Below are 25598 nucleotides of genomic sequence, written 5' to 3' on the forward strand. Positions count from 1 at the left end.
ATGGATCGTGCGATGGGCAACGAGCAGCGCCTTCGGGACTACCTGAAGCGTGCCACCGTCGACCTTCGGCGCACCCGGCAGAAGGTGCAGGAACTGGAGGAGGCGGCGGCCGAGCCCATTGCCATCGTCGGCATGGGCTGCCGTTACCCCGGTGACGTGCGCGGCCCCGAGGATCTGTGGGTGATGCTGGAGCAGGGTGGCCACGGCGTGACCGACTTCCCGGCCGACCGGGGCTGGGACCCGGAGGCGCTGGGCACGTCCTCGACGCTGTCGGGTGGATTCCTGCACGACGCCACCACGTTCGACGCCGACTTCTTCGGCATCTCACCGCGTGAGGCGCTGTCCATGGAGCCCCAGCAGCGGGTGCTGCTGGAGACGACGTGGGACGCCCTGGAGCGCGCGGGCATCGACCCTACGGGCCTGAAAGGCACTCAGACCGGGGTCTTCGTGGGCGCCATGCCCCAGGAGTACCGGGTCGGTCCGGCCGACGACATCGACGGGTACCGGCTGACCGGCAACACGTCCAGCGTGATCTCGGGCCGTCTGTCGTACTCCTTCGGACTGGTCGGCCCGGCCGTCACCGTGGACACCGCGTGTTCCTCCTCGCTGGTCGCGCTGCATCTGGCGGCCCAGTCGCTCCGGGCTGGGGAGTGCGACCTCGCGCTGGCCGGCGGCGTCACCGTCATGTCGAGCCCGCTCACCTTCGTCGAGTTCTCCAAGCAGGGCGGTCTCGCCGCCGACGGGCACTGCCGTTCCTTCGCCGAGTCCGCGTCCGGCACCGGTTGGGCCGAGGGGGTGGGCGTGCTCGTGCTGGAGAAGCTGTCCGACGCACGCCGACGCGGGCACACGATCCTCGCCGTCGTACGCGGCTCGGCCGTCAACCAGGACGGCGCGTCCAACGGCCTGACCGCCCCCAACGGGCCCTCGCAGATCCGCGTCATCGAGCAGGCGCTGCTCAACGCGCGGCTGTCCGCCGACCAGGTCGACGTGGTGGAGGCGCATGGCACCGGCACGACGCTGGGGGATCCGGTCGAGGCGGAGGCGCTGCTCGCCACCTACGGGCGCAACCGCCCCACCGACCGTCCGCTGCTGCTCGGCTCGGTGAAGTCCAACATCAGCCACACGCAGGCCGCCGCCGGTGTGGCAGGCGTCATCAAGCTGGTACTGGCGATGCGCCACGGAATGCTGCCGAAGACGCTGCACGTCGACGCACCGACATCCCATGTGGACTGGTCCGGCGGGTCGCTGACGCTCGCGACCGAGAACACGCCGTGGCCCGGGGGGGCGGACCGTCCGCGCCGTGCCGCCGTCTCCTCGTTCGGGCTGAGCGGCACCAACGCGCACGCCATCATCGAGCAGGCACCTGCCGACGAGGACCAGGCGTCCGACGAGGACGAGCCGTCCGTCCGTGACGTCGCCGCCGGCGCGGTGCCGCTGCTGGTGTCCGCGCGTACCCGTGAGGCTCTCCGGGAACAGGCGGCGCGCCTGCTGCCCGCGGTCGACTCCGGCACCCTGGCCGACACCGCCTTCTCGCTCGCGACCACTCGCGCCGCGTTCGAGCACCGCGCCGCCGTCGTGGCGACCGATCACGAGCATGCCCGGGCCGCGCTGGCGGCGCTGGCCGCCGGCGGGACGCCAGCCGGGCTCGTCTCGGGTGTCACGCGCGGCAAACCCAAGCTGGCCGTGGTGTTCACCGGCCAGGGCGCGCAGCGCGCCGGCATGGGCCGCGGACTGTACGACCGCTTTCCGGTGTTCGCCGCGGCACTGGACGAGGCGTGCGCGGCGCTGGATGCCCACCTCGACCGCCCCCTGCGCGAGGTCATGTGGGCCAGGACGGCACGTACGCTCAATCGCACGGAATACGCCCAGCCGGCGCTGTTCGCCGTCGAAGTCGCGCTCTACCGGCTGGTGGAGTCGTGGGGCGTCAAGCCGGACTACCTCGCCGGCCACTCCATCGGCGAGTTGGCCGCCGCGCACGTGGCCGGTGTCCTCGACCTGACCGCGGCGGCGGCTCTCGTGGCGGCACGCGGGCGACTGATGCAGGCGCTGCCCGCCGGCGGCGTGATGACGTCCGTGCGAGCGTCCGAGGCCGAGGTCGCGCCGCTGGTGTCCGGGCATGCCGGCACCGCGTCGATCGCGGCCGTGAACGGCGTGCGGTCGGTGGTCGTCGCGGGCGAGGCCGACGCGGTCGCCGAGATCGAGGCGGCACTGGTCGAGCGGGGGCACAGGCCGAAGCGGCTGCGGGTGTCGCACGCGTTCCACTCGCCGCTGATGAACCCGATGCTGGACGAATTCCACGCGGTCGCCGAGGATCTGATGTTCCGCGAGCCGTTACTGCCGGTCGTGTCGACGGTGACCGGTGAGCAGGCCACTGTCGAGCAGCTGACCAGCGCGGACTACTGGACCGACCACGTGCGCCGTCCGGTCAGGTTCCACGACAGTGTCGGCTGGCTGCGCGAGCACGGAGTCGGCGCGTTCCTGGAGCTGGGCCCGGACGGGGTGCTCACCGCGATGGTGCGGGAGGACTTCCCGGACGCCGGCGTGGTCGCGACGCTGCGCGGGGCGCAGCCCGAGGACGCCGCCCTCGCGGCCGCCGCCGCGGGTCTGCACACGCTCGGTGTCCCGCTGCGCTGGGCCGACTACTTCGCAGGCACCGGCGCCCGCCGCGTCGACCTGCCGACGTACGCCTTCCAGCGCCGCCGCTACTGGCCGCGTGACGCTCATGCTTGGCCGGGAGACATGCGCGCCGCCGGACTCGGCTCGGCGAACCACCCCCTCCTCGCCGCTGCCGCGTCCCTGGCGGACTCGGACGGCGTGCTGCTCACAGGCCGGCTCTCCGTGGCCTCGCACGCATGGCTCACCGACCACGCCGTCCGCGGCACGTCCGTGCTACCCGGCACCGCGCTGCTCGAACTCGCGGTGCGAGCCGGAGACGAGGTCGGCTGCGGCAGGATCGAGGAGCTGACGCTCGCCGCGCCGCTGGTGCTGCCTGACCAGGGCGGCGTACAGGTACAGCTGTGGATCGGCAGCCCGGACGCCCGCGGCCACCACACCCTCACGGTGTACTCGCGGTCCGACGAGGGCGACGCCACCGACGCAGGCGGGGACCGCCCCTGGACCCGTCATGCCGACGGCGTCCTGGCCCCCGGCGAGCATGCCGGTTCCTTCGATGCCACCGTGTGGCCGCCGGCCGGGGCGGAGGCGGTCGGCCTCGACGGCTTCTACGAGCGCGCGGCCGAGGAGGGGCTGGAGTACGGACCGGCGTTTCGTGGCCTCGCCGCGGCCTGGCGGGTCGGCCCGGACGGCACGGTCGCCGCCGAGGTCGAGCTGCCCGAGAGCGTCGCGGCCGAGGCGCCGTCCTTCGGCATGCACCCAGCACTGCTGGACGCCGCCCTGCACGCGGTCGCCCTCACCGGTCTCGGCGACGGCGGCGCCATGCTGCCGTTCTCATGGGAGGGCGTGCGCCTGCACGCCACGGGTGCGACGGCGGCCCGCGTGCTGCTCGTGCCGGTCGGCGATTCCGCGGTGTCGATCGAGGTGACGGACGCCGCCGGCGCGCCGCTGCTGTCGGTGGCGTCCCTGGCGCTACGGCGTCTCGGGGACGAACGCCCGGCCGCCGAGCCGGGCAGGGACGCGCTCTTCCGCCTGGACTGGGCTCCGGTGTCCGGTGGAACGGCGCCCGAGACCGTTGCGGTCCTCGGGCCGGACGCCCCCATGCTGCCCGGAGTGGAGGTGCTGGTCGCCGCCGGTGTCGCCGACCTGCCCGGCGCGGTGCCGCCGGTGGTGCTGGCACCGGTGCCGGCGGGCACGGGTGACCCGGTGGCCGATGCGCACGCGAACGCCGTCTGGGCCACGGGGATCGCACAGGACTGGCTCGCGGACGAGCGCTGCGATGGCTCCCGTCTGCTGTTCCTCACGCACACCGGCGTGGCCGTGCGGCCGCAGGACACGGTCGACCCGGCTCAGGCGGCCGTGTGGGGTTTCGCGAGGGCGGCCGAGGCGGAGAATCCCGGACGGTTCGGTGCGATCGACGGCGTCTCGGTGCCGGCCCTCGGTACCGGCGAGCCGCAGACGGCGGTGCGGGACGGCGAGGTGCTCGCCGCCCGCCTCGCCCGCGTGCGGTCCGCCGACCACGGTGCCGTGGACTGGGGCGACGGTGCCGTCCTGGTCACCGGTGGTACGAGTGGTCTCGGCGCCCTGGTGGCGCGGCACCTCGCCGAACACCACGGTGTGCGGCGGCTGGTCCTGGCCGGCCGCCGCGGTGCTGCCGCCGAGGGGGCGGTGGAGGTGGCGGCCGAGATCGCAGCCCTGGGCGCGCAGGTGACGTTCGCCGCCGTCGACGCGGCCGACCGGGACGCGCTGGCCGCCGTGTTCGCCGCCGAGGGGCCTGTCACGGGCGTCGTGCACGCTGCCGGCGTCCTCGACGACGGCGTCCTGCCCTCGCTGACGGCCGACCGCATCGACGCCGTGCTGCGGCCGAAGACCGACGCGGCCTGGAACCTGCACGAACTGGCAGGGGACGTATCGGCGTTCGTGGTGTTCTCCTCGGTCGCCGGTGTGGTGGGCGCGGCGGCGCAGGCGGCTTACGCGGCCGGCAACGCCTTCCTCGACGCACTGGTCACCAAGCGACGCTCCGAGGGCCTGCCGGGAGTGTCGCTGGCATGGGGGCCATGGGCTCAGGAGACGGGCATGACCCGCTCCCTCGGCGCGTCCGGTATGCGCCGCATGGCCCGTGCGGGCACGTTGCCGCTGTCCGTCGAGGACGGTCTCGCGCTGTTCGACACGGCGGTTCCCGGTCCCGACGCCGTGGCGGTCCCGGTACGGCTCGACCTGCCCGCGCTGCGCGCCCGCGACGAGGTGCCGCCCGTGCTGCGCGCCCTGGTCCGGCCCCGGGCCCGCCGGGCCACCGCGGAGAGCGTCGCCGCGAGCGGCCTGGCGCAGCGGCTCGCGCGGCTGAGCGCCGTCGAGCGTGCCGATACCGTGCTGGAGCTGGTGCGGGCCCAGGTAACCTCCGTGCTCGGCCACACCGGCACCGATCGCATCGACCCCGACCGGACCTTCGCCGAACTCGGCTTCGACTCCCTGACGGCCGTCGAACTGCGCGGTCGGCTCGCCGCCGCCACCGGCCTGCGGATGCCGGCCACCCTCGTCTTCGACCACCCGACCGTCGGCGCGCTGTCCGCGTACGTGCAGGATGAACTGCTCGGCGCCGAGGAGCCGGCCGAGCCGGTCACCGGTTCGACGGCCGTCACCGACGACTCGATCGTCATCGTCGGCATGTCCTGCCGCTACCCGGGCGGCGTCTCCTCACCGGAGGACCTCTGGCGGCTGGTCAGTGAGGGCGCCGACGCGATATCGGGCTTCCCGACCAATCGCGGCTGGGACCTGGACACCCTGTTCGATCCGGATCCCGACCACATCGGCACGTCGTACACGCGTTCCGGCGGCTTCCTGCACGACGCGGGCGAGTTCGACCCGGCCTTCTTCGGCATGAGCCCCCGTGAGGCGCTCGCCACCGATGCCCAGCAGCGCCTGCTCCTGGAGGCGTCCTGGGAGGCCGTCGAGCGGGCCGGGATCCCTCCCGCCGCGCTGCGCGGCAGCCGCACGGGGGTGTTCACCGGCGTCATGTACAGCGACTACGTCCACGCGCTCGGCGGCGGCGAGTTCGAGGGCCATCAGGGCACCGGCACCTCCCCGAGCGTGGCCTCCGGCCGTGTGTCGTACACGCTCGGCCTGGAGGGCCCGGCGGTCAGTGTCGACACGGCCTGCTCGTCCTCGCTGGTGGCGTTGCACCTGGCCGCGCAGTCGCTGCGTGCGGGGGAATGCTCCCTCGCCCTCGCCGGCGGCGTGACGGTCATGTCGACCCCGACGTCGTTCCTCGAGTTCTCCCGGCAGCGTGGCCTCGCCGCCGACGGCCGGTGCAAGGCCTTCGCGGACGCCGCCGACGGCGTCGCTTGGTCCGAGGGCGTCGGCATCATCGTGCTGGAACGCATGTCCGACGCCCGCCGCAACGGGCACGAGATCCTTGCCGTGGTCCGCGGTTCCGCGGTGAACCAGGACGGCGCGTCGAACGGCCTGACCGCGCCGAACGGTCCGTCCCAGCAGCGGGTGATCCGGGCCGCGCTGGCGAACGCGGGGCTGTCGGCCTCCGACGTGGACGTCGTCGAGGGGCACGGCACCGGCACGGCGTTGGGCGATCCCATCGAGGCGCAGGCGTTGCTGGCCACGTACGGCCGTGACCGGGAGGCGCCGTTGCTGCTGGGCTCGGTGAAGTCCAATATCGGTCACACGCAGGCGGCGGCGGGTGTCGCCGGGATCATCAAGATGGTACTGGCGATGCGGCATGGTGTCGTGCCCCGCACCCTGCACGTGGACGCGCCGTCGACGCGGGTGGACTGGGCAGCCGGGGCGGTGAAGCTGGTCACCGACCAGACCCCGTGGCCGGCCTCCGGCCGGCCGAGGCGTGCGGCGGTGTCGTCGTTCGGCTTCAGCGGCACCAATGTGCACACGGTCCTGGAAGCCCCGCCCGCGGTGGCGGAGTCCGTCCCGGAGCCGGTGACCACCGCCGGTGTCGTACCGGTGCTGGTGTCCGGGCGCACCCGGGACGCGCTGAGGGCGCAGGCGGAGCGGTTGCTGGCGTACGTCGACTCGGCCGATCCGCTGGACCTGGCCCACTCGCTGGCGACCACCCGTTCGCGGTTCGAACAGCGGTCGGCGGTGATCGCACCGGACGCCGGGACACTGCGTCGGGCCCTTGCCGCGCTGGCAGCCGGCCGACCCGACCCGGCCCTGTCGGAGGGGGAGACGGTTCACGGCCGTACCGCCTTCGTGTTCGCGGGTCAGGGTGCCCAGCGGCTGGGCATGGGCCGTGAGCTGTACGCCAGGTTCCCGGTCTTCGCCGAGGCGTTCGACGCGGTGACAGCGGAGCTCGACGAGGGCGTTCGCGAGGTGATGTGGGGCGAGGACGCGGAGGCGCTGAGCGAGACGGGCCGGGCGCAGCCGGCGTTGTTCGCGCTGGAGGTGGCGCTGTACCGGCTGGTCGAGTCGTGGGGCGTGCGACCCGACTTCCTGGCCGGCCACTCGGTCGGTGAGATCGCGGCGGCGCACGTCGCCGGCGTCCTGTCGTTGAGCGACGCGGCGGCGTTGGTCTCGGCGCGCGGCCGGCTCATGCGGGCACTGCCGGCCGGCGGCGGCATGACGGCCATCGAGGCCGGTGCGGACGATGTCGCCGCCGAGCTGGTCGAGGGCGTGTCCATCGCCGCGGTCAACGGTCCGCAGGCCGTTGTCGTGGCCGGCGGGACCGACGCGCTCGCCCGGATCGAGACGGTGTTCCGCGAGCGGGGCTGCCGTACGAAGGTGCTGCGGGTCTCGCACGCGTTCCACTCGCCGCTGATGGATCCGATGCTGGACGCGTTCCGGTCCGTTGTCGAGGGCCTGTCCTTCGGCGAGGCGCGGATCCCGCTGGTGTCCACCGTGACCGGCGTTGTCGCCGGTGACGAGCTGGCCACGCCGGAGTACTGGGTCAGGCACGTCCGGGAGGCCGTGCGGTTCGCCGACGGCGTACGGACCCTCGTGGACCGTGGGGTGCGCGCGTTCGTCGAACTGGGGCCGGACGGCACCCTCTCCGCGATGGTCGAGGACAACGCCGCCGATGTCGCCGCCGTCGCCACGCTGCGGGGCGAGCGGGACGAGGAGCGCGCCGCCGTCACCGCCCTGGCGCGGCTCGACACATGGGGCGTGCCCGTCGACTGGGCCGCCTTCTTCGCCGGCACCGGCGCACGCCGCGTCGACCTGCCGACCTATGCGTTCTCCCGTGAGTTCTACTGGCCCGAGGCCCGCACGCGGCCGCCCGGCGACCCGGCGGGCGACCGGCTGTGGGCGGCCGTCGACGAGGGCGACGCCGCTGGGCTCGCCGAACTCCTCGGCCTCGGCGAGGACCAGCGCAGCTCGCTGGACGCGCTGCTGCCCGCGCTGTCGTCGTGGCACCGGGACCGTCACGAGCGTGCCATGCGCGACACGTGGCGCTACCGCGTCGAATGGGCCGCCTTGACGGAGCGCGCGGCGACGCTGTCGGGTGCCTGGCTGCTCATCGGCACGACCGAGCATCCCGATCTCGCAGAGGCGCTGCGGGCGCACGGCGCCGAGGTCCGCACCCTGGTGGTGACCGAACCCGACCGTGCCCGGCTCGCCGCCCGGCTCGCCGAGACCGGCGAGCACACGGGGGTGGTGTGGGTGCCGCCGTCCGAGGAGGAGTCGACGGCGTTCCCGCTCGGACTGGCCCTGACCGTCACGCTCGGACAGGCGCTCGGCGACGCCGGCATCACCACTCCGCTGTGGGTTCTCACGCGCGGAGCGGTGTCGGCGGCCCCCAGCGACCCGGCGCCCCGCCCGTCGCAGGCCGCAGTATGGGGTCTCGGCCGCAGCGTCGCGCTGGAGCATCCCGACCGCTGGGGCGGCCTGATCGATCTGCCCGCGGCGTGGAACGACCGAGCCGCCTCCCACCTCGCCGCCACCCTGGCCGGGACCGACGGCGAGGACCAGGTCGCGGTCCGGCCGGCCGGGCGCAGCGGTCGGCGTCTCGTCCGGTACACCGCTCCCTCGCCCTCCGGCGAGTTCACCGCTCGCGGGACCGTGCTCGTCACCGGGGGCACCGGTGGCCTCGGCAGCGAGGTCGCGCGCTGGCTCGCCCGTTCCGGCGCCACCGACCTCGTGCTGACCAGCAGACGTGGCCCGGACGCGCCCGGAGCCGTCGAGCTCCGCGCCGAACTGGAGGAACTGGGCGCGCGCGTCGAGATCACCGCCTGCGACGTGGCCGACCGGGCCGCGCTGGCCGCGGTGCTCGCCGAGCACCCGGTGACCGGTGTGGTGCACACGGCGGGTGTCAGTGACATGAAGGCGCTCGCGGACACCACCCTCGCCGAGTTCGACTCCGTGCTGTCCGCGAAGGTGGCCGGCGCGGTCAACCTCGACGCCCTGGTCGGGGACGTGGACTTCTTCGTGCTGTTCGGCTCCGTCGCCGGCACGATCGGCAGCGGCGGCCAGGCTTCCTACAGCGCTGCCAACGCCTGCCTGGACGCCATCGCCGAGACGCGTGCCGCACGCGGCCTCGTCGCCACGTCCGTGGCGTGGGGACCGTGGGCCGAGACCGGTATGGCGACCGACGACGCCATGACCGCGAACCTGCTGCGGCAGGGCCTGCGGTTCATCGCGCCGGCCGCCGGCATCGCCGAACTCCGCGACGCCATCGTGCGCGGTGACACCGCCGTCACCGTCGCCGACGTGGACTGGACGCGCTACGCGCCGGTCTTCACCGCCTCCCGTCCGAGCCCGCTGCTCGCGGCGCTGCCGGAGGCGGCGGCACAGGCCGGGGAACCGAACAGCCGCACGGAGTTCGTCGCCCGCCTGGCCGCACTGCCCGCCGAGGAGCGGGAACGGCAGCTCGTCGACCTGGTCCGCACCGAGGCGGCCGGCGTGCTCGGCCACGACTCCGTGGACGGCGTGCCGGAGCAACGGGCCTTCCGCGACGGCGGGTTCGACTCGCTGACCGCCGTCGAACTGCGCAAGCGCCTCAGCGGTATCACCGGACGTGCCCTGCCCAGCACCATGGTGTTCGACTACCCGACGCCGTCGGCGCTGGCGCGCTACCTGGCCGGGGAACTGCTCGACGCCGAAAGCGCCGCCGCGCGCGTGACCGCCGCGGCCAGCGCCCCCGACGACCCCATCGCGATCGTCGGCATGGCATGCCGGTTCCCGGGCGGCGCCGCCACACCCGAGGAGTTCTGGGCCCTCATCGAGGACGGCGTCGACGCCAGCAGTGAATGGCCCGTGGACCGCGGCTGGGACGCGACCGCGCTGTACGACGCCGACCCGGACAAGCCGTACACCACCTACACCACGCGGGGTGGCTTCCTGCACGACGCCGGCGACTTCGACCCGGCGTTCTTCGGCATCTCGCCGCGTGAGGCCCTGTCCATGGACCCGCAGCAGCGCCTGCTGCTGGAAACCTCGTGGGAGGCACTGGAGCGGGCCGGCATCGACCCGGCAGCACTGCGCTCCACCACGACCGGCACGTTCGTCGGCTCCAGCTTCCAGGAGTACGGCGCCCAGCACGTCGAGGACCTCGAGGCGCACGTCGTCACCAGCACCATCCCCAGCGTGCTGTCCGGCCGCCTCGCCTACGTGTTCGGGCTGGAGGGTCCGGCGGTCACCGTGGACACCGCCTGCTCGTCGTCGCTGGTGGCGATCCACCTCGCCGCGCAGTCGCTGCGCAACGGCGAGACCACGCTGGCGCTCGCCGGCGGCGCGACGGTCATGCCGAACCCCGGGCCGTTCACGGCGTTCAGCCGGCAGCGGGCGCTCGCCCACGACGGCCGGTCCAAGGCGTTCGCGGAGGGCGCTGACGGCATGGCGCTCGGCGAGGGCGTCGGCATGCTGCTCCTGGAGAAGCTGTCCGACGCGCAGGCCAACGGCCACCCGGTGCTCGCGGTGATCCGCGGCTCCGCCGTCAACCAGGACGGTGCGTCCAACGGTCTGAGCGCACCGAACGGGCCCGCGCAGCAGCGGGTCATCAGGCAGGCCCTGGCCAACGCTCGGCTGGCGCCGTCCGACGTGGACGCCGTGGAGGCGCACGGCACCGGCACCGCGCTGGGCGACCCGATCGAGGCCCAGGCGCTGCAGGCCACCTACGGCGTGGACCGGGACCCGGAGTGGCCGCTGCTGCTCGGCTCCGTGAAATCCAACATCGGTCACACGCAGTCCGCCGCGGGCGTCGCCGGCGTCATGAAGATGGTGCTGGCCCTGCGAAACCGCGTGCTGCCGCCCACGCTGCACGCCGGGACACCGTCCTCGCACATCGACTGGAGCCCGGGCACCGTGCAGCTGCTGCACGAGGCCCGGCCGTGGGAACCGGGGGAGCGGGTGCGCCGCGCCGCCGTGTCGTCGTTCGGCATCAGCGGCACCAACGTCCACCTCGTGCTGGAGGAATCGCCGGCCGTGCCGGCACCGGACGAGTGTGCGCCCATGCCGGTTCCGGCCGTGCTGCCGCTCGTGCTGTCGGCGCGGTCCGCCCCCGCGCTGCGTGACCAGGCCGCCCGCCTGGTCGGCTGGAACGCGGACCCGGTTGATGTCGGGTACTCGTTGGTGACCTCGCGGTCGCTGTTCGAGCACCGGGCCGTGGTCCTCAACCGCGACGCCCTGGACGGCTACGCCCGCGGCGGGGCCACGACCGAGGTGGTCGAGGGCGTGGCGGACATCGAGGGCCGAACCGTGTTCGTGTTCCCGGGCCAGGGCTCGCAGTGGGCCGGCATGGGAGCGCGGCTGCTCGACGAGTCGCCCGTGTTCGCGGAGCACATCCACGCGTGCGCCGCCGCGCTGTCGGAGTTCACGGACTGGTCCCTGCTGGACGTGCTGCGCCAGGCGGAGGGTGCGCCGGGCCTGGAGCGCGTCGACGTCGTACAGCCCGCGTCCTTCGCGGTGATGGTGGCGCTGGCGGCGCTGTGGCGGTCGCAGGGCGTGCACCCGGACGCCGTGGTCGGACACTCCCAGGGCGAGATCGCCGCGTCCGTGGTCGCTGGTGCGCTGTCCCTCGGGGACGGTGCCCGCGTGGTCGCCCTGCGCAGTCAGGCCATTGCGCGGCGGCTGGCGGGCAAGGGCGGCATGATGTCTGTGCCGCTGCCCGCGGACCGCGTCGAGCCGCTGCTGCCTTGCGACGGTACGGTGCAGATCGCGGCCGTCAACGGGCGGGGTTCCGTGGTCGTGGCCGGTGCTCCCGCCGCGCTGGGCACGCTGTTCGACACCCTGGCCGCCGACGGCGTCCGGGTGCGGAAGATCGCCGTGGACTACGCCTCGCACTCCGCCCAGGTCGAGGACATCCGGGACGAGCTGCTCGAACTCCTCGCCTCGATCCGGCCGCGGGCCGCTGAGGTCCCGTTGTACTCCACCGTGACGAGCGAGTGGCTCGACACCACGGTCATGGACGCCGGCTACTGGTACCGCAACCTGCGCGGCACCGTGCACTTCGGTCCGGCCGTCACCACCCTGCTCGGCGAGGGCCACCGCGCGTTCATCGAGTGCAGCGCGCACCCGGTGCTGCGGCCGGGCATCGCCGAGGCGGTCGACGCGGCCGGCGTGCGAGCCGTGGTGACCGGCACACTGCGCCGCGAAAGGGGCGGCCTGGACCGCGTCCTCACGTCCTTCGCCGAGGCGTTCGTCCGCGGCGTCGACGTGGACTGGGCCGCCGTGTACCAGGGCGGCCGCCGCACCGACCTGCCCACCTACGCGTTCCAGCACGAACGCCTGTGGATCCCGGTGCCGTCACCCGTGGTGCCCGGCGGTACGGACCCGGTCGAGGCCGACTTCTGGCAGGCCGTCGAGACCGGCGACCTGTGCTCGCTCACCACCGACCTCGCCGTGGACGAGGAGGCCCTCGCGGCCGTGCTGCCCGGCCTGTCGGCATGGCGTGGCCGCCGCCGCGAGGAGACCCTCGTGGACGCCTGGCGCTACCGCGTGGCGTGGACGCCGGTCCGCACGGGCACCGCCGCGCTGACCGGACGCTGGCTAGTGGTCTCCGCCGACGGCGTCGCCGACGAGGACGTGCTCTCCGCGCTGAGCGCGCACGGTGCCAGGCCGGAGCGGCTGGTCCTCGACGCCGCCTGTGCCGACCGGGCCGTGCTCGCCGCACGCCTCGACGGCATCGACGCGGTCACGGGTGTGGTGTCGCTGGTGGCGGGTGCCGAGCGCCCGCTCGCGGGCCGTTCCGCGATGAACGAGGGTCTCGCGCTGACCGTGGCGCTCGTGCAGGCCCTCGGCGACGCCGGAATCGACGCCCCGCTGTGGTTCCTCACCCGTGTCGCCGTGTCGACGGGCCGCGCCGACGAGGTGCTCAACCCCGGCCAGGCACAGGTGCTCGGCGTCGGCTGGACCGCCGCGCTCGAGGACCCGCGGCGGATCGGCGGAACGGTGGACCTGCCGGTCGAACTGGACACGCGCGCGGCGGGCCGGCTCGCCGCCGTGCTGTCCGGAACGACGGGCGAGGACCAGCTCGCGGTGCGTGCCGCCGGCACACTGGCGCGGCGGATCGTGCGTGCGCCGAAGACCGCCGACGGCTCGGGCTGGACCGCCCGCGGCACCGTCCTGGTCACCGGCGGTACCGGCACCCTGGCCCCGCATCTGGCCCGCTGGCTCGCCGGCCAGGGCGCGGAACGGATCGTGCTCACCAGCCGCCGCGGCCCGACCGCCCCGGGCGCGGCCGAGCTGGTCGCGGAGCTGACCGAGCGCGGTGCCGCCGCGGAGGTCGTGGCTTGCGACGTCACCGACCGCGACGCCGTAGCCGCACTGCTGGACCGGCTGCGTGCGGACGGGCCGCCGCTGCGGACCGTGGTGCACACGGCCGCCGTGATCGAGCTGTGCACCATCGCCGACACCACCCTCGACCAGTTCGAGCGGGTGCTGGACGCGAAGGTGACCGGCGCCGGCATCCTGGACGAGCTGCTCGCCGAGGACGAGCTGGACAACTTCGTGCTCTACTCGTCCACCGCGGGCATGTGGGCCTCCGGCGCTCACGCCGCATACGTCGCGGGCAACGCGTACCTGCACGCTTTGGCCGCGCGCCGCCGTGCCCGCGGGCTCCCGGCGATGTCCCTGTCATGGGGCATCTGGGCGGACGACATGAAGCTCGGCCGGGTCGACCCGGAACAGATCGTGCGCAGCGGCCTCGTGTTCATGGAGCCGCCGCTCGCGCTGACGGCCCTGCGCAACGCCCTCGAGGGGGACGACACCGCACTCGCGATCGCCGACATCGACTGGCACCGCTACCACGAGGTGTTCACCTCGACCCGGCCGACGACGCTGTTCGACGAGATCCCCGAGGTCAAGGCGCTCACCGAGGTCCGGGAGCAGAACACGGTGACCGGTGGTGCCAGAGGCGGTTTCGCCGCGACGCTGCGGGCGCTGCCCGCCGCTGAGCGGGAGCGCACGCTGCTGGACCTGGTGTGCGGCCAGGCCGCCACCGTGCTCGGCCACACCTCCGGCGATGCGCTCGGCGAGCAGCGGGCGTTCCGCGACGCCGGCTTCGATTCCGTGACCGCGATCGACCTGCGGACCCGGATCGCCGACGCCACCGGCCTCACGCTGCCCAGCACCATCGTCTTCGACTACCCGAACCCGGTCGCGCTGACCGAGTTCCTGCTGGCGGAGATCGCCGGCGACGCGCCCGCGGCCACGAGGGCCGCCGCCGCGGCCGCGCCGGACGAGCCCATCGCCATCATCGGCATGGGCTGCCGCTACCCGGGCGGGGCCGACTCGCCCGAGGACCTGTGGCGCCTGGTCACCGAGGGCGTCGACGCGATCAGCGGCTTCCCCGTGGACCGCGGTTGGCCCGCGGACGAGCTGTACGACCCGGACCCCGACCGCGCCGGCAAGACCTACTCGGTGCAAGGCGGCTTCCTGAGGGACGCCGCGGACTTCGACGCGGACTTCTTCGGCATCTCACCGCGTGAGGCGCTGGCCATGGACCCGCAGCAGCGGCTGCTGCTGGAGACGGCGTGGGAGGCCTTCGAACGGGCCGGTCTCGACCCGCACGGGCTGCACGGCAGCCTCACCGGCACGTTCATCGGAGCCAGCTACCAGGACTACACGGCGTCGGTGTCGCGCACCGCGGACAGCTCCGAGGGCCACATGGTCACCGGCTCACTGGGCAGCGTCCTGTCCGGCCGCCTGGCGTACCTGCTCGGCCTGGAGGGTCCCGCGGTCACGCTGGACACCGCCTGCTCGTCGTCGCTGGTGGCGATCCACCTTGCCGCGCAGTCGCTGCGCACCGGGGAGAGCACACTGGCGCTGGCCGGCGGCGTGAGCATCATGTCCAATCCGGGCGCGTTCATCGGGTTCTCCCGGCAGCGGGCGCTCGCTGTGGACGGGCGCTGCAAGGCGTACTCCGACGACGCCGACGGCATGACCCTCGCCGAGGGCGTCGGCGTGGTCCTGCTGGAGAAGCTGTCCGACGCGCTGGCCAACGGCCACCAGGTGCTCGCCGTGCTCAAGGGCTCGGCGGTGAACCAGGACGGCGCGTCCAACGGCCTGACCGCGCCGAACGGACCCGCGCAGCAGCGGGTCATCCGCGCGGCGCTGGCCAACGCCCGGCTGACGGCGTCCGAGGTGGACGCGATCGAGGGCCACGGCACCGGCACCGCGCTCGGTGACCCGATCGAGGCGCAGGCACTGCTCGGGACCTACGGCCGCGAGCGCGACCCGGAGCGGCCGCTGCTTCTCGGCTCCGTGAAGTCCAACATCGGCCACACCCAGATGGCCTCCGGCGTGGCCAGTGTGATCAAGCTCGTGCTGGCCATGCAGCGGGGCGTACTGCCGCGGACCCTGCACGCGGAGACGCCGTCCACGCACGTCGACTGGTCCGGCGATGCCATCAGCCTGCTGACCGAGCAGGTGCCGTGGCCCGAGACGGGCCGGCCGCGCCGCGCCGCCGTGTCGTCGTTCGGGCTCAGCGGCACGAACGCGCACGCGATCCTGGAACAGGCGCCGGCCGTGCAGGAGCCCGTCGCGCCGCGCGTCGACGGCGTGCTGCCGTTCGTCCTGTCCGGCCGGACCGACGCCGCGCTGCGGGCGCAGGCCGGGCGTCTGCTCGACCTCCTGCGCACGCGGCCCGACACGCACCCGACCGACCTCGCGTACTCGCTGGCGACCGGCCGCGCGGCGTTCGAACGGCGCGCCGCCGTCGTCGCGACGGACCTGGCGGAGCTGGGCAGCGGCCTGACGGCCGTGCGGGACGGGGCACTGGACGCGGGTGTGCTGCGTGGCTCGGTGGAGCGGGGCGGCCTGGCCGTGCTTTTCACGGGCCAAGGCGCGCAGCGCGGCGGCATGGGCCGCGAACTGTACAAGCGCTTCCCGGTGTTCGCCGACGCCCTCGACGAGGTGCTGCTCCACCTCGACAACGAGCTGGACCGTCCGCTGCGGGATGTCATGTGGGCGGACGACGCCACCGAGCTGGACCGCACCGGCTACACCCAGCCGGCGCTCTTCGCGGTGGAGGTGGCCCTCTACCGGCTCGTGGAGTCCTGGGGCGTGCGGCCGGACCACGTCGCCGGCCACTCGGTCGGCGAGCTCGCCGCTGCGCACGTCGCCGGAGTGATGTCGCTGGCCGACGCCACCAAGCTCGTCGCCGCGCGCGGCCGGCTGATGCAGGCGCTGCCCGAGGGCGGTGCGATGGTCTCCGTCCGGGCGTCCGAGGCGGTCGTCGCGCCGCGCCTCGACCAGCGGCGCGTGTCCATCGCCGCGATCAACGGTCCGGAGTCCGTGGTGATCGCCGGCGACGAGGATGTGGTGCTGGCGCTGGCCGAGGGCTTCGAGACCGACGGGTACAGTACGCGGCGGCTGCGGGTGAGCCATGCCTTCCACTCGCCGCGCATGGACGCGGTGCTCGACGACTTCCGCCGGGTCGCGGCGACCCTGACGTACCAGCCGCCGCGGATCCCCGTCCTGTCCAACGTGACCGGCGAGCCGGTCACCGCCGGGCAGGTCTGCGACCCCGAGTACTGGGTGCGGCACGTGCGCGCCGCGGTGCGGTTCGCCGACGGCGTCACATGGCTGGCCGGGCACGGCGTGCGCGCCTTCCTGGAGCTCGGCCCGGACGCGGTGCTCACCGGCATGGCGCAGGAGAGCCTGCCCGAGGACGGAGTGGTGGTCGTCGCGTCGCAGCGGCGCGACCGCTCCGAGACCTCCGCCGTCGCCACGGCCGTCGCAGCCCTCCACGTGCACGGAGTCCCCGTCGACTGGACGGCGTTCTTCGCGGACACCGGCGCCCGCCGGATCGACCTGCCGACCTACGCGTTCCAGCACGGGCGCTTCTGGCCGGAGCAGGACGTCAACGCGGCGCCGCGGCCCCGCGACACCGTCGACGCCACGTTCTGGGCGGCCGTGGAGGAGGCCGACATCGACTCCCTCACCACCGCCCTCGGTCTGCCCGCCGACACCGTCTCGGCGATGGTGCCGGCGCTGTCGACCTGGCGTCGCCGCCGCGACGAGGAGTCCGCCGTGGACTGCCTGCGCTACCGCGTCGTGTGGGCGCCGGTGCCCAGCCGCTCCACGTCGCTCGGTGGCACCTGGCTGGTGCTCGCGCCCGGCGACTCGGAGTGGGCCACCGCGGCCATCGGCGGTCTCGTCGCCGCCGGGGCGGACACCGTCCGGCTCGACGTCACGGAGCCCGACCGGGCCGCGCTCGCCGACGCGCTGCGCGACCAGGCCGCCGGGGGCGGCTTCGCGGGCGTGGTGTCGCTGCTGTCGGCTGCCGCGTCCGGCGACGGCGAGGTGCCCGCGGGCCTGGCGCTGACCACCGTCGCCGTGCAGGCGCTCGGCGACGCCGGGATCACCGCGCCCTTGTGGTGCGTCACGCGGCACGCCGTCGCCGTCGACAGCACGGAGATTCCCGACCCCGCCCAGGCCGCGGTGTGGGGCCTCGGGCGGGTGGCGGCGCTGGAGCAGCCCGCGACCTGGGGCGGTCTCGTCGACCTGCCGGCACGACTGGACGCTGTCACCGCACAGAGGCTCGGCGGAGTCCTCGCCGGGGCCGGCGAGGACCAGGCCGCCGTGCGCGCGGCGGGCGCGTTCGCCCGCAGGCTCGCCCACGCCGCCTCCGGCACCGGCCGGCCGTACCGCCCGCGGGGCACCGTGCTCATCACGGGTGGTACCGGCGGCATCGCCGGGCACCTGGCGCGCTGGCTGGCCGAGGCCGGAGCCGAGCACCTCGTGCTGACGAGCCGACGCGGTCCGGACGCACCCGGCGCCGTGGAGCTCGCCACGGAGCTGGAGGCGCTCGGCGCGCGGGTCACCGTCGCCGCGTGCGACGCCGGTGACCGCGAGGCGCTGGCAGCGCTGCTCGCCGACGTGACGCCCACGGCTGTCTTCCACAGCGCAGGGGTGCTGGCCGACGGCGTGCTGGACGCGCTCACGCCGGAGTCGTTCGCGACTGTGCTGCATGCCAAGGCGACGGCGGCCCGGCACCTGGACGAGCTCACGGCGGGGCTGGAACTCGACGCGTTCGTGCTGTTCTCGTCCATCGCCGGCACGATCGGCGCGCCGGGACAGGCGAACTACGCCGCCGCGAATGCCTGGCTGGACGCCTTCGCCGCGTGGCGGCGGGCGCAGGGCCGGGTCGCGACCTCGATCGCGTGGGGCCCGTGGGCCGACGCGGGCATGGTCGCCGACGGCGGGCTGGCCGCGCGGGTACGGCGCGGCGGGTTCGAGCCGCTGCGTTCGCGGACGGGTGTCGACGCGCTGCGCCGGGCCGTCGAGCTGGACGACGTGGCGGTGGTCGTCGCCGATGTCGACTGGGCGACGTTCGTGCCCGCGTTCGCGCTGATGCGGCCCACCCGGTTGGTCGAGGACCTGCCGGCGGTCAGGGCGCTGCGCACGGGCCCGGCCGTCGAGCGGCCGTCAGGGTCCGGCCTGCGCGCGGACCTGTCGGGCCGCAAGGAGAGCGACCGCAAGAAGGTGCTGCTGGAGCTGGTGCGGGCGCAGATCGCCGCCGTGCTCGGGCACTCCGACACCGGCCGGATCGAGCACGATCGCGCGTTCCGGGACCTGGGCTTCGACTCGGTGACGACGCTGGAGCTGCGCAACGGTCTGGCCGCGGCGACCGGCACCACGCTGCCCGCCTCACTCGTCTATGACCATCCGACGCCGACGGATCTGGTGGACTTCCTGCTCGCCGAGATCCTCGGGAACGCGGAGGCGCCGGCGGCCGTGGCCGCGACGCGCCCTGCGGACGACGAACCGATCGCCATCGTCGGCATGGCCTGCCGCTTCCCGGGCGGCGTCAACTCGCCCGAGGAACTGTGGGAGCTCGTCGCCGGCGGCCAGGACGGCATCGGGGCGTTCCCCACGGACCGCGGCTGGGACCTGGCCGCCCTCGCGGCGGGTGCGTCGGCCACCATGGAGGGCGGTTTCCTCGATGGCGTCGCCGACTTCGACGCGGCGTTCTTCGGCATTTCGCCGCGCGAAGCCCTGGCGATGGACCCGCAGCAGCGGCTGCTGCTGGAGACGGCGTGGGAGGCGGTGGAGCGCGCCGGCATCGACCCCACCGCACTGCGCGGCTCGCAGACCGGGGTGTTCGTCGGCACCAACGGGCAGGACTACCTGACCGTCCTGCGGACCGCCACCGAGGACGTGCGCGGCCACGCCGCCACCGGCAACACGGCGAGCATCCTGTCCGGCCGGCTGTCGTACACGTTGGGTCTGGAGGGCCCGGCTGTGACCGTCGACACGGCGTGCTCTTCGTCGCTGGTGTCGATGCACTGGGGCACGCGCGCGCTGCGTTCCGGCGAATGCTCGCTCGTGCTGGTGGGTGGCGTGTCCGTGATGTCCACACCGGACTCGATCATGGAGTTCACCACACAGGGCGGCCTGTCGCCGACCGGTCGGTGCCGGTCGTTCGCCGACGACGCGGACGGCACCGCCTGGGCCGAGGGCGTCGGCGTCCTGGTGCTGGAGCGGCTGTCCGACGCGCGGGCCAACGGCCACCACGTGCTGGGCCTGGTACGCGGCACCGCCATCAACCAGGACGGCGCGTCCAACGGTCTGACCGCGCCCAGCGGCCCCTCGCAACAGCGGGTCATCCGCGCCGCGCTCGCCGACGCCGGTCTGTCCACGAGGGACGTGGACGCGGTCGAGGCGCACGGCACCGGCACCTCGCTCGGCGACCCGATCGAGGCGCACGCGTTGCTGGCCACCTACGGCCGGGACCGCGAGACGCCGCTGCTCCTCGGCTCCGTGAAGTCGAACATCGGGCACACTCAGGCCGCTGCGGGTGCGGCCGCTGTCATCAAGATGGTCATGGCGATGCAGCACGGCATTGTGCCACCGACCCTGCACGCGGACACGCCGTCCTCACACGTCGACTGGTCGGCCGGCGCGGTCGAACTGGTCACCGACTCGATCGCGTGGCCGGAGACCGGCCGTCCGCGCCGGGCCGGAGTGTCGGCGTTCGGCATCTCCGGCACCAACGCGCACGTGGTCGTCGAGCAGGCCCCGGAGGTGGACCCGGCCGCCCGCTGCATTAGCCCGGAGACCCTGCCGTGGCCGGTGTCGGCGCGCACCCGCGAGGCGCTTGACGCGCAGCGCGGTCGGCTGGAAGCCTTCGTCACCGACCACGAGCGGGTCGACGTGGCGTGGTCGCTGGTCAGCACCCGCGCCCACCTCGCCCACCGCGCGGTGCTCCTGTCCACACCCGACGGTGTCGTGGAGACGGTCACCGGCATGGCACGCGGCGGCGGCGCACTGGCGGTCGTGTTCTCCGGTCAGGGTTCGCAGCGGCTGGGCATGGGGCGTGAGCTGTACGCACGGTTCCCGGTGTTCCGGGCGGCGTTCGACGCGGTGGTCACGGAGCTGGAGGCCGATGTCCGTGCCGTGATGTGGGGCTCGGACGCCGACGCCCTGGACGGCACCGGGTGGACGCAGCCGGCGCTGTTCGCGGTGGAAGTGGCGCTGTACCGCCTGATGGAGTCGTGGGGCGTCGAGCCCGGCTTCGTCGCCGGTCACTCCGTCGGTGAGATCACGGCGGCACATGTGGCCGGCGTGCTGACGCTGGCCGACGCGGCGGCACTGGTCTCGGCACGGGCACGGCTGATGGCCGCGCTGCCGGCCGGCGGTGGTATGACGGCGATCGAGGCCGGCGAGGACGAGGTCCGCGCCGAACTCGTCGACGGTGCGGTGGTCGCGGCCGTCAACGGCCCGCGGGCCGTTGTGGTCGCCGGTGAGACCGAGGCGGTCGCCACGGTGGCGGCGCGGTTCACGCGGTCCCGTGGACTGCGGGTGTCGCACGCGTTCCACTCACCGCTCATGGACCCGATGCTGGCCGAGTTCCGCTCCGTGGTCGAAGGCTTGTCCTTCGCCCCGGCGCAGATGCCGGTGGTGTCCAACGTGTCCGGCCGTATCGCCGGCGATGAGCTGGCCACGCCGGAGTACTGGGTCCGGCACGTCCGCGAGGCGGTGCGGTTCGGCGACGGCGTGGCGACGCTGCTCGACGCGGGCGTGACGACCCTGCTCGAACTCGGCCCGGACGGCGTGCTGTCCGCGATGGCGGCCGAGACCGTGCTGGAGCGCGGCGCCGAGGCCACCCTCGTGGCGGCGCTGCGTCGCGACCGGGGCGAGGAACGCGCTGTCGTCACGGCGCTGGCGCGCCTGTACACGCAGGGCGTCGACATCGACTGGACGGCGTACTTCGCCGACAGCGGCGCACGCACCATCGACCTGCCCACCTACGCGTTCCAACGCGAGCGGTTCTGGCCGACGGCGGCGCCTGTCACCGCGGCCGATCCCGTGGACGCGGAGTTCTGGGCGGCGGTCGAACGTGCCGACCTCGACACCCTGGCATCGGCCCTGGAGGTCCAAGGCACTGAGCTCTCCGCGGTGGTGCCGGCGCTGTCGCAGTGGCGTCGCCGTCGCCGCGACCATGCGGCCACGGCCGACCTGCGCTACCGCGTCACGTGGCGTCCCGTCCGGCAGGAACCCGGCGACGGGCGGTGGCTGGCACTCGTGCCGGCCGGCTGGCAGGCGGACGAGACCGTGGCCTCCGTCGTGGCGGCGCTGGACGTGGTGCCCGTGGTGCCGGGCGCGGACCTCCCCGACACCGACGGTTTCGCCGGAATCCTGTCCCTGCTCGCCGCCACCGACAGCGACGACGTCCCCGACGAGGCGTCGCCCGAGGCGCTGCTGGCAGCGTTCGAGGGGACCGGGCTCCCGGTCTGGCTCGTGACGCGCGGGGCCGTCGCCGTCGTCGACGGTGAGCAACCCGTGCCCGCTCGCGCCGCGCTGTGGGGCGCCGGCCGGGTCGCGGCCCTCGACCACGCCGACCGCTGGGGTGGCCTGCTCGACCTGTCCGGCCCGGTGACGGCGACCACCGTCGAGCACGTCAGGTCGGCGCTCGGCGGAGCGGAGGACAACGTCGCCGTGCGCGATCACGGCGTGCTGGGCCGCCGGCTGGTCCGTGCCGCGGGTCTCGCCGCGGAATGGACCGCCACCGGCATGGTGCTCGTCACCGGCGCGGACACCCCCGAAGGTGCGCGCACGGCGCGCTGGTTGGCCGACCGTCGGGTGCCGGGCCTGCTGCTGCTCGGCAGCGACCCCGGCGACCTGGGCGTGCCGGTCACGGCGTCCGATGTGGACCCCGAGGACCGGGACGCGCTGGCCGCGCTGCTCGCCGAGCACACCGTGTCAACGGTCTTCGTCACCGGCGACGCCGGAGCCGACAACCTGGCCGCACTGCTGCACGACACCCCGCTCGACGCGTTCGTGCTGTTCGGGACGGTCGCCGGCACCTGGGGCGTGCGGGACCGGGCCGGGCAGGCCGCCGCCGACGCGCGGCGCGAGGCCGTCGCCGCCGCACGACGGGCCCGTGGCCTGGCCGGAGTCGCGGTGGCGTGGGGCGCCTGGGCCGGCAGCGAGGGCGACGGGATGGCCCGGCACCTGCACCTCAACGGCCTGCCGGCCATGGAGCCCGGCCGGGCGCTCGCCGCCCTGGACGGTGTGCTCGGCGGCGCCGTCGATGTGACGGTCGCCGACGTGGCATGGGAGACCTTCGCCCCCGCCTTCTCGCGAACCCGGCCCAGCAGGCTGTTCACCGAGCTGCCGGAGGCCGCCGTCGCGGAACCGGCGGGGCACGGTCTGCGCGACCGCCTGCTCACCCTGCCCGAACAGGATCGCGCCGCTGAGGTGCGCACCCTGGTCCGCGACCGGGTGGCCGCGGTGCTCGGCCATGCGGGTGGCACGGCGATCGATCCGGACCTGCCGTTCAAGGACCTCGGCATCGACTCGCTGACCGCGGTGGACCTGCGCGACCAGCTCACCGAGCTGTGCGGGCTGCCGCTGCCGGCCACCCTGGCCTTCGACCACCCGACGCCGGCCGTGCTGGCCGACCACCTGCGCGCCGAACTGCTCGGCGAGCGGACCGAGGACCTCGCGCCGGTGCGCGCCGTTACCGCCGACGACGACCCGGTGGTCATCGTCGGCATGGCCTGCCGCTACCCGGGTGGTGTGGGGTCGCCGGACGAGCTGTGGGAACTGATCGTCGCGGGCACCGACGCCATCGGCCCCATGCCCACCGACCGTGGCTGGGACCTGGCCGGGCTGTTCGAGCCGGGACCGGACGGCCGGCCGCGCACGGTGGCGCGCGCCGGCGGATTCCTCGCCGAAGCGGCCGACTTCGACCCGGCGGTCTTCGGTATCTCACCGCGCGAGGCGGTCATCATGGACCCGCAGCAGCGGTTGGTGCTGGAGTCGGCGTGGGAGGCGTTGGAGCGAGCCGGCGTCGACCCGGCCGGGCTGCGGGGCTCGGACACCGGCGTCTACGTCGGCGGCATCAGCGGCGACTACCGGCCCGTCGCGGAGGGGCGTGACTGGCGGACCGCGCAGTCGGCGAGCCTGCTGTCCGGCCGCCTCGCCTACGCCTTCGGCCTCCAGGGACCGACCGTCTCGGTGGACACGGCGTGCTCGTCGTCGCTGGTCGCGATGCACCTGGCGGCCCAGGCTCTGCGCTCCGGCGAGACGGACCTGGCACTGGCCGGTGGCGTGACGGTGATGTCCACGCCGGTCAACTTCGTGGAGTTCACCGACCTCGGCGCGCTGTCGCCGGACGGCCGCTGCAAGGCGTTCTCCGACGCGGCGGACGGCACCGGCTGGGCCGAGGGCGTAGGCATGGTCGTTCTCGAGCGGTTGTCCGAGGCGCGGCGCAACGGCCACGAGGTGCTGGCGATCCTGCGCGGCTCCGCCATCAACCAGGACGGCGCGTCCAACGGCCTGACCGCGCCGAGCGGCCCCGCGCAGCAACGGGTCATCCGCCGTGCGCTGGCCGCTGCCGGCCTGGCACCGTCCGACGTGGACGCCGTGGAGGCGCACGGCACCGGCACCAAGCTGGGTGACCCCATCGAGGCGCAGGCGCTGCTGGCGACGTACGGCCGCGACCGGGAACGCCCGCTGCTGCTCGGTTCCGTGAAGTCGAACATCGGCCACACCCAGGCCGCGTCCGGTGTTGCCGGTGTCATCAAGATGGTGCTGGCCATGCGGCACGGCATGCTGCCACGGACCCTGCACGTCGACGAGCCGTCCTCGCACGTGGACTGGTCGTCCGGTGCGGTGCGGCTCGTCACCGAGGCGACGGCCTGGCCGGAGACCGACCGGGCTCGCCGCGCGGCGGTGTCGTCCTTCGGCGCCAGCGGCACCAACGCGCACCTGATCCTGGAACAGGTGCCGCCGGCGGTGACCGAGACCGTCTCCGAACGACCGCACGGGGTACTGGCGTTGCCCCTCTCCGCGGTGACCGGTGCGGCACTGCGCGATCAGGCTCGCCGTCTGCTCGACACGGACGTCACTTCGCTGCCGGACCTGGGGCTCTCCCTCGGTACCACCCGCACCATGTTCGACCAGCGCGCCGCCGTGCTCGCGGCCGACGTCGGCACCCTGCGGGCCGGGCTCACCGCCCTTGCCGAGGGCACGCCGTCGGCGGCCGTGCGCACGGATCGCGCCGGCAGCGGCGCAGTGGCGTTCCTGTTCACCGGGCAGGGCGCGCAGCGCGCCGGCATGGGCCGTCGCCTGTACGAGCTGTACCCGGTGTTCGCCGAAGCGTTCGACGCGGTCGTCGCGGAGCTGGACCCGCATCTGGCACAGCCGCTGCGTCAGGTGATGTGGGACGGCGCGGACGGCGCGCTCGACCGCACGGAGTTCACCCAGACCGCGCTGTTCGCGCTGGAGGTGGCCCTGTACCGGCTGGTGGAGTCGTGGGGCATAAAGCCCGATTTCCTGGCCGGGCACTCCGTCGGCGAGCTGGCCGCGGCCCACGTGGCCGGTGTGTTCTCACTGGCCGACGCGGCGGCGCTGGTCGCTGCCCGCGGGCGGCTGATGGAGGCGCTGCCGACCGGCGGCGCGATGGTCTCCGTGCAGGCGTCCGAGGACGAGGTGATCCCGCTGCTCACCGATGCCGTGTCCATCGCGGCCGTGAACGGCCCCGAGGCGGTGGTGATCGCCGGTGACGCCGACGCGGCCGACGCGGTCGCCGCGCACTTCGCGCGCCAGGGACGCAGGACCAGGCGGCTCAACGTCAGCCACGCGTTCCACTCCCCGCACATGGACGCGATGCTCGCCGACTTCGAGGGCCTCGCCCACCAGGTGACCTACCACGTTCCGACGATCCGGCTGGTCTCCACGCTCACCGGCGTGGTCGTCGAGCCGGGGAACCTCGTCACCGACCCGGCGTACTGGGTCCGGCACGTCCGCGACGCGGTCCGGTTCGCCGACGGCGTGCGGACCCTGCTGGCCCGCGGCGTCACGACGTTCCTGGAGATCGGCCCCGACGGTGTGCTCACCGCGATGGCCCAGGACACCATCGCGATGAACGGCGCGGGAGCGGTCGCGGTGGCCTCGCTGCGCCGCGACCGGGACGAGGACGCGGCGCTGGCCGCGGCACTCGGCACGCTGTTCACGCGGGGCGTCCGCGTCGACTGGGCCGCCGTGCACGCCGGCGCCCGAAGGATCGGGCTGCCCACCTACCCCTTCCAGCACGAGAGGTTCTGGCCGGAGACCACGGTCGTGCCCGCCGGCCGACG

The 25598-nt window shown here is 74.3% G+C and carries 1 protein-coding gene (only partly in view); it reads left to right on the top strand.

Annotated elements, in window-relative coordinates; all coding sequences use genetic code 11:
- Positions 1-25598 carry the 5' portion of a type I polyketide synthase gene (locus ACIP94_RS30840; protein ID WP_402432875.1) on the top strand. The gene runs 2101 nt beyond the window's last position, so only the first 25598 of its 27699 coding nucleotides appear in the window; it begins with the start codon at positions 1-3; its stop codon lies off the right edge, out of view.

This window comes from Streptomyces sp. NPDC093261 (assembly GCF_044753645.1).
In the GTDB taxonomy this organism is placed as follows: Bacteria; Actinomycetota; Actinomycetes; order Streptomycetales; family Streptomycetaceae; genus Streptomyces.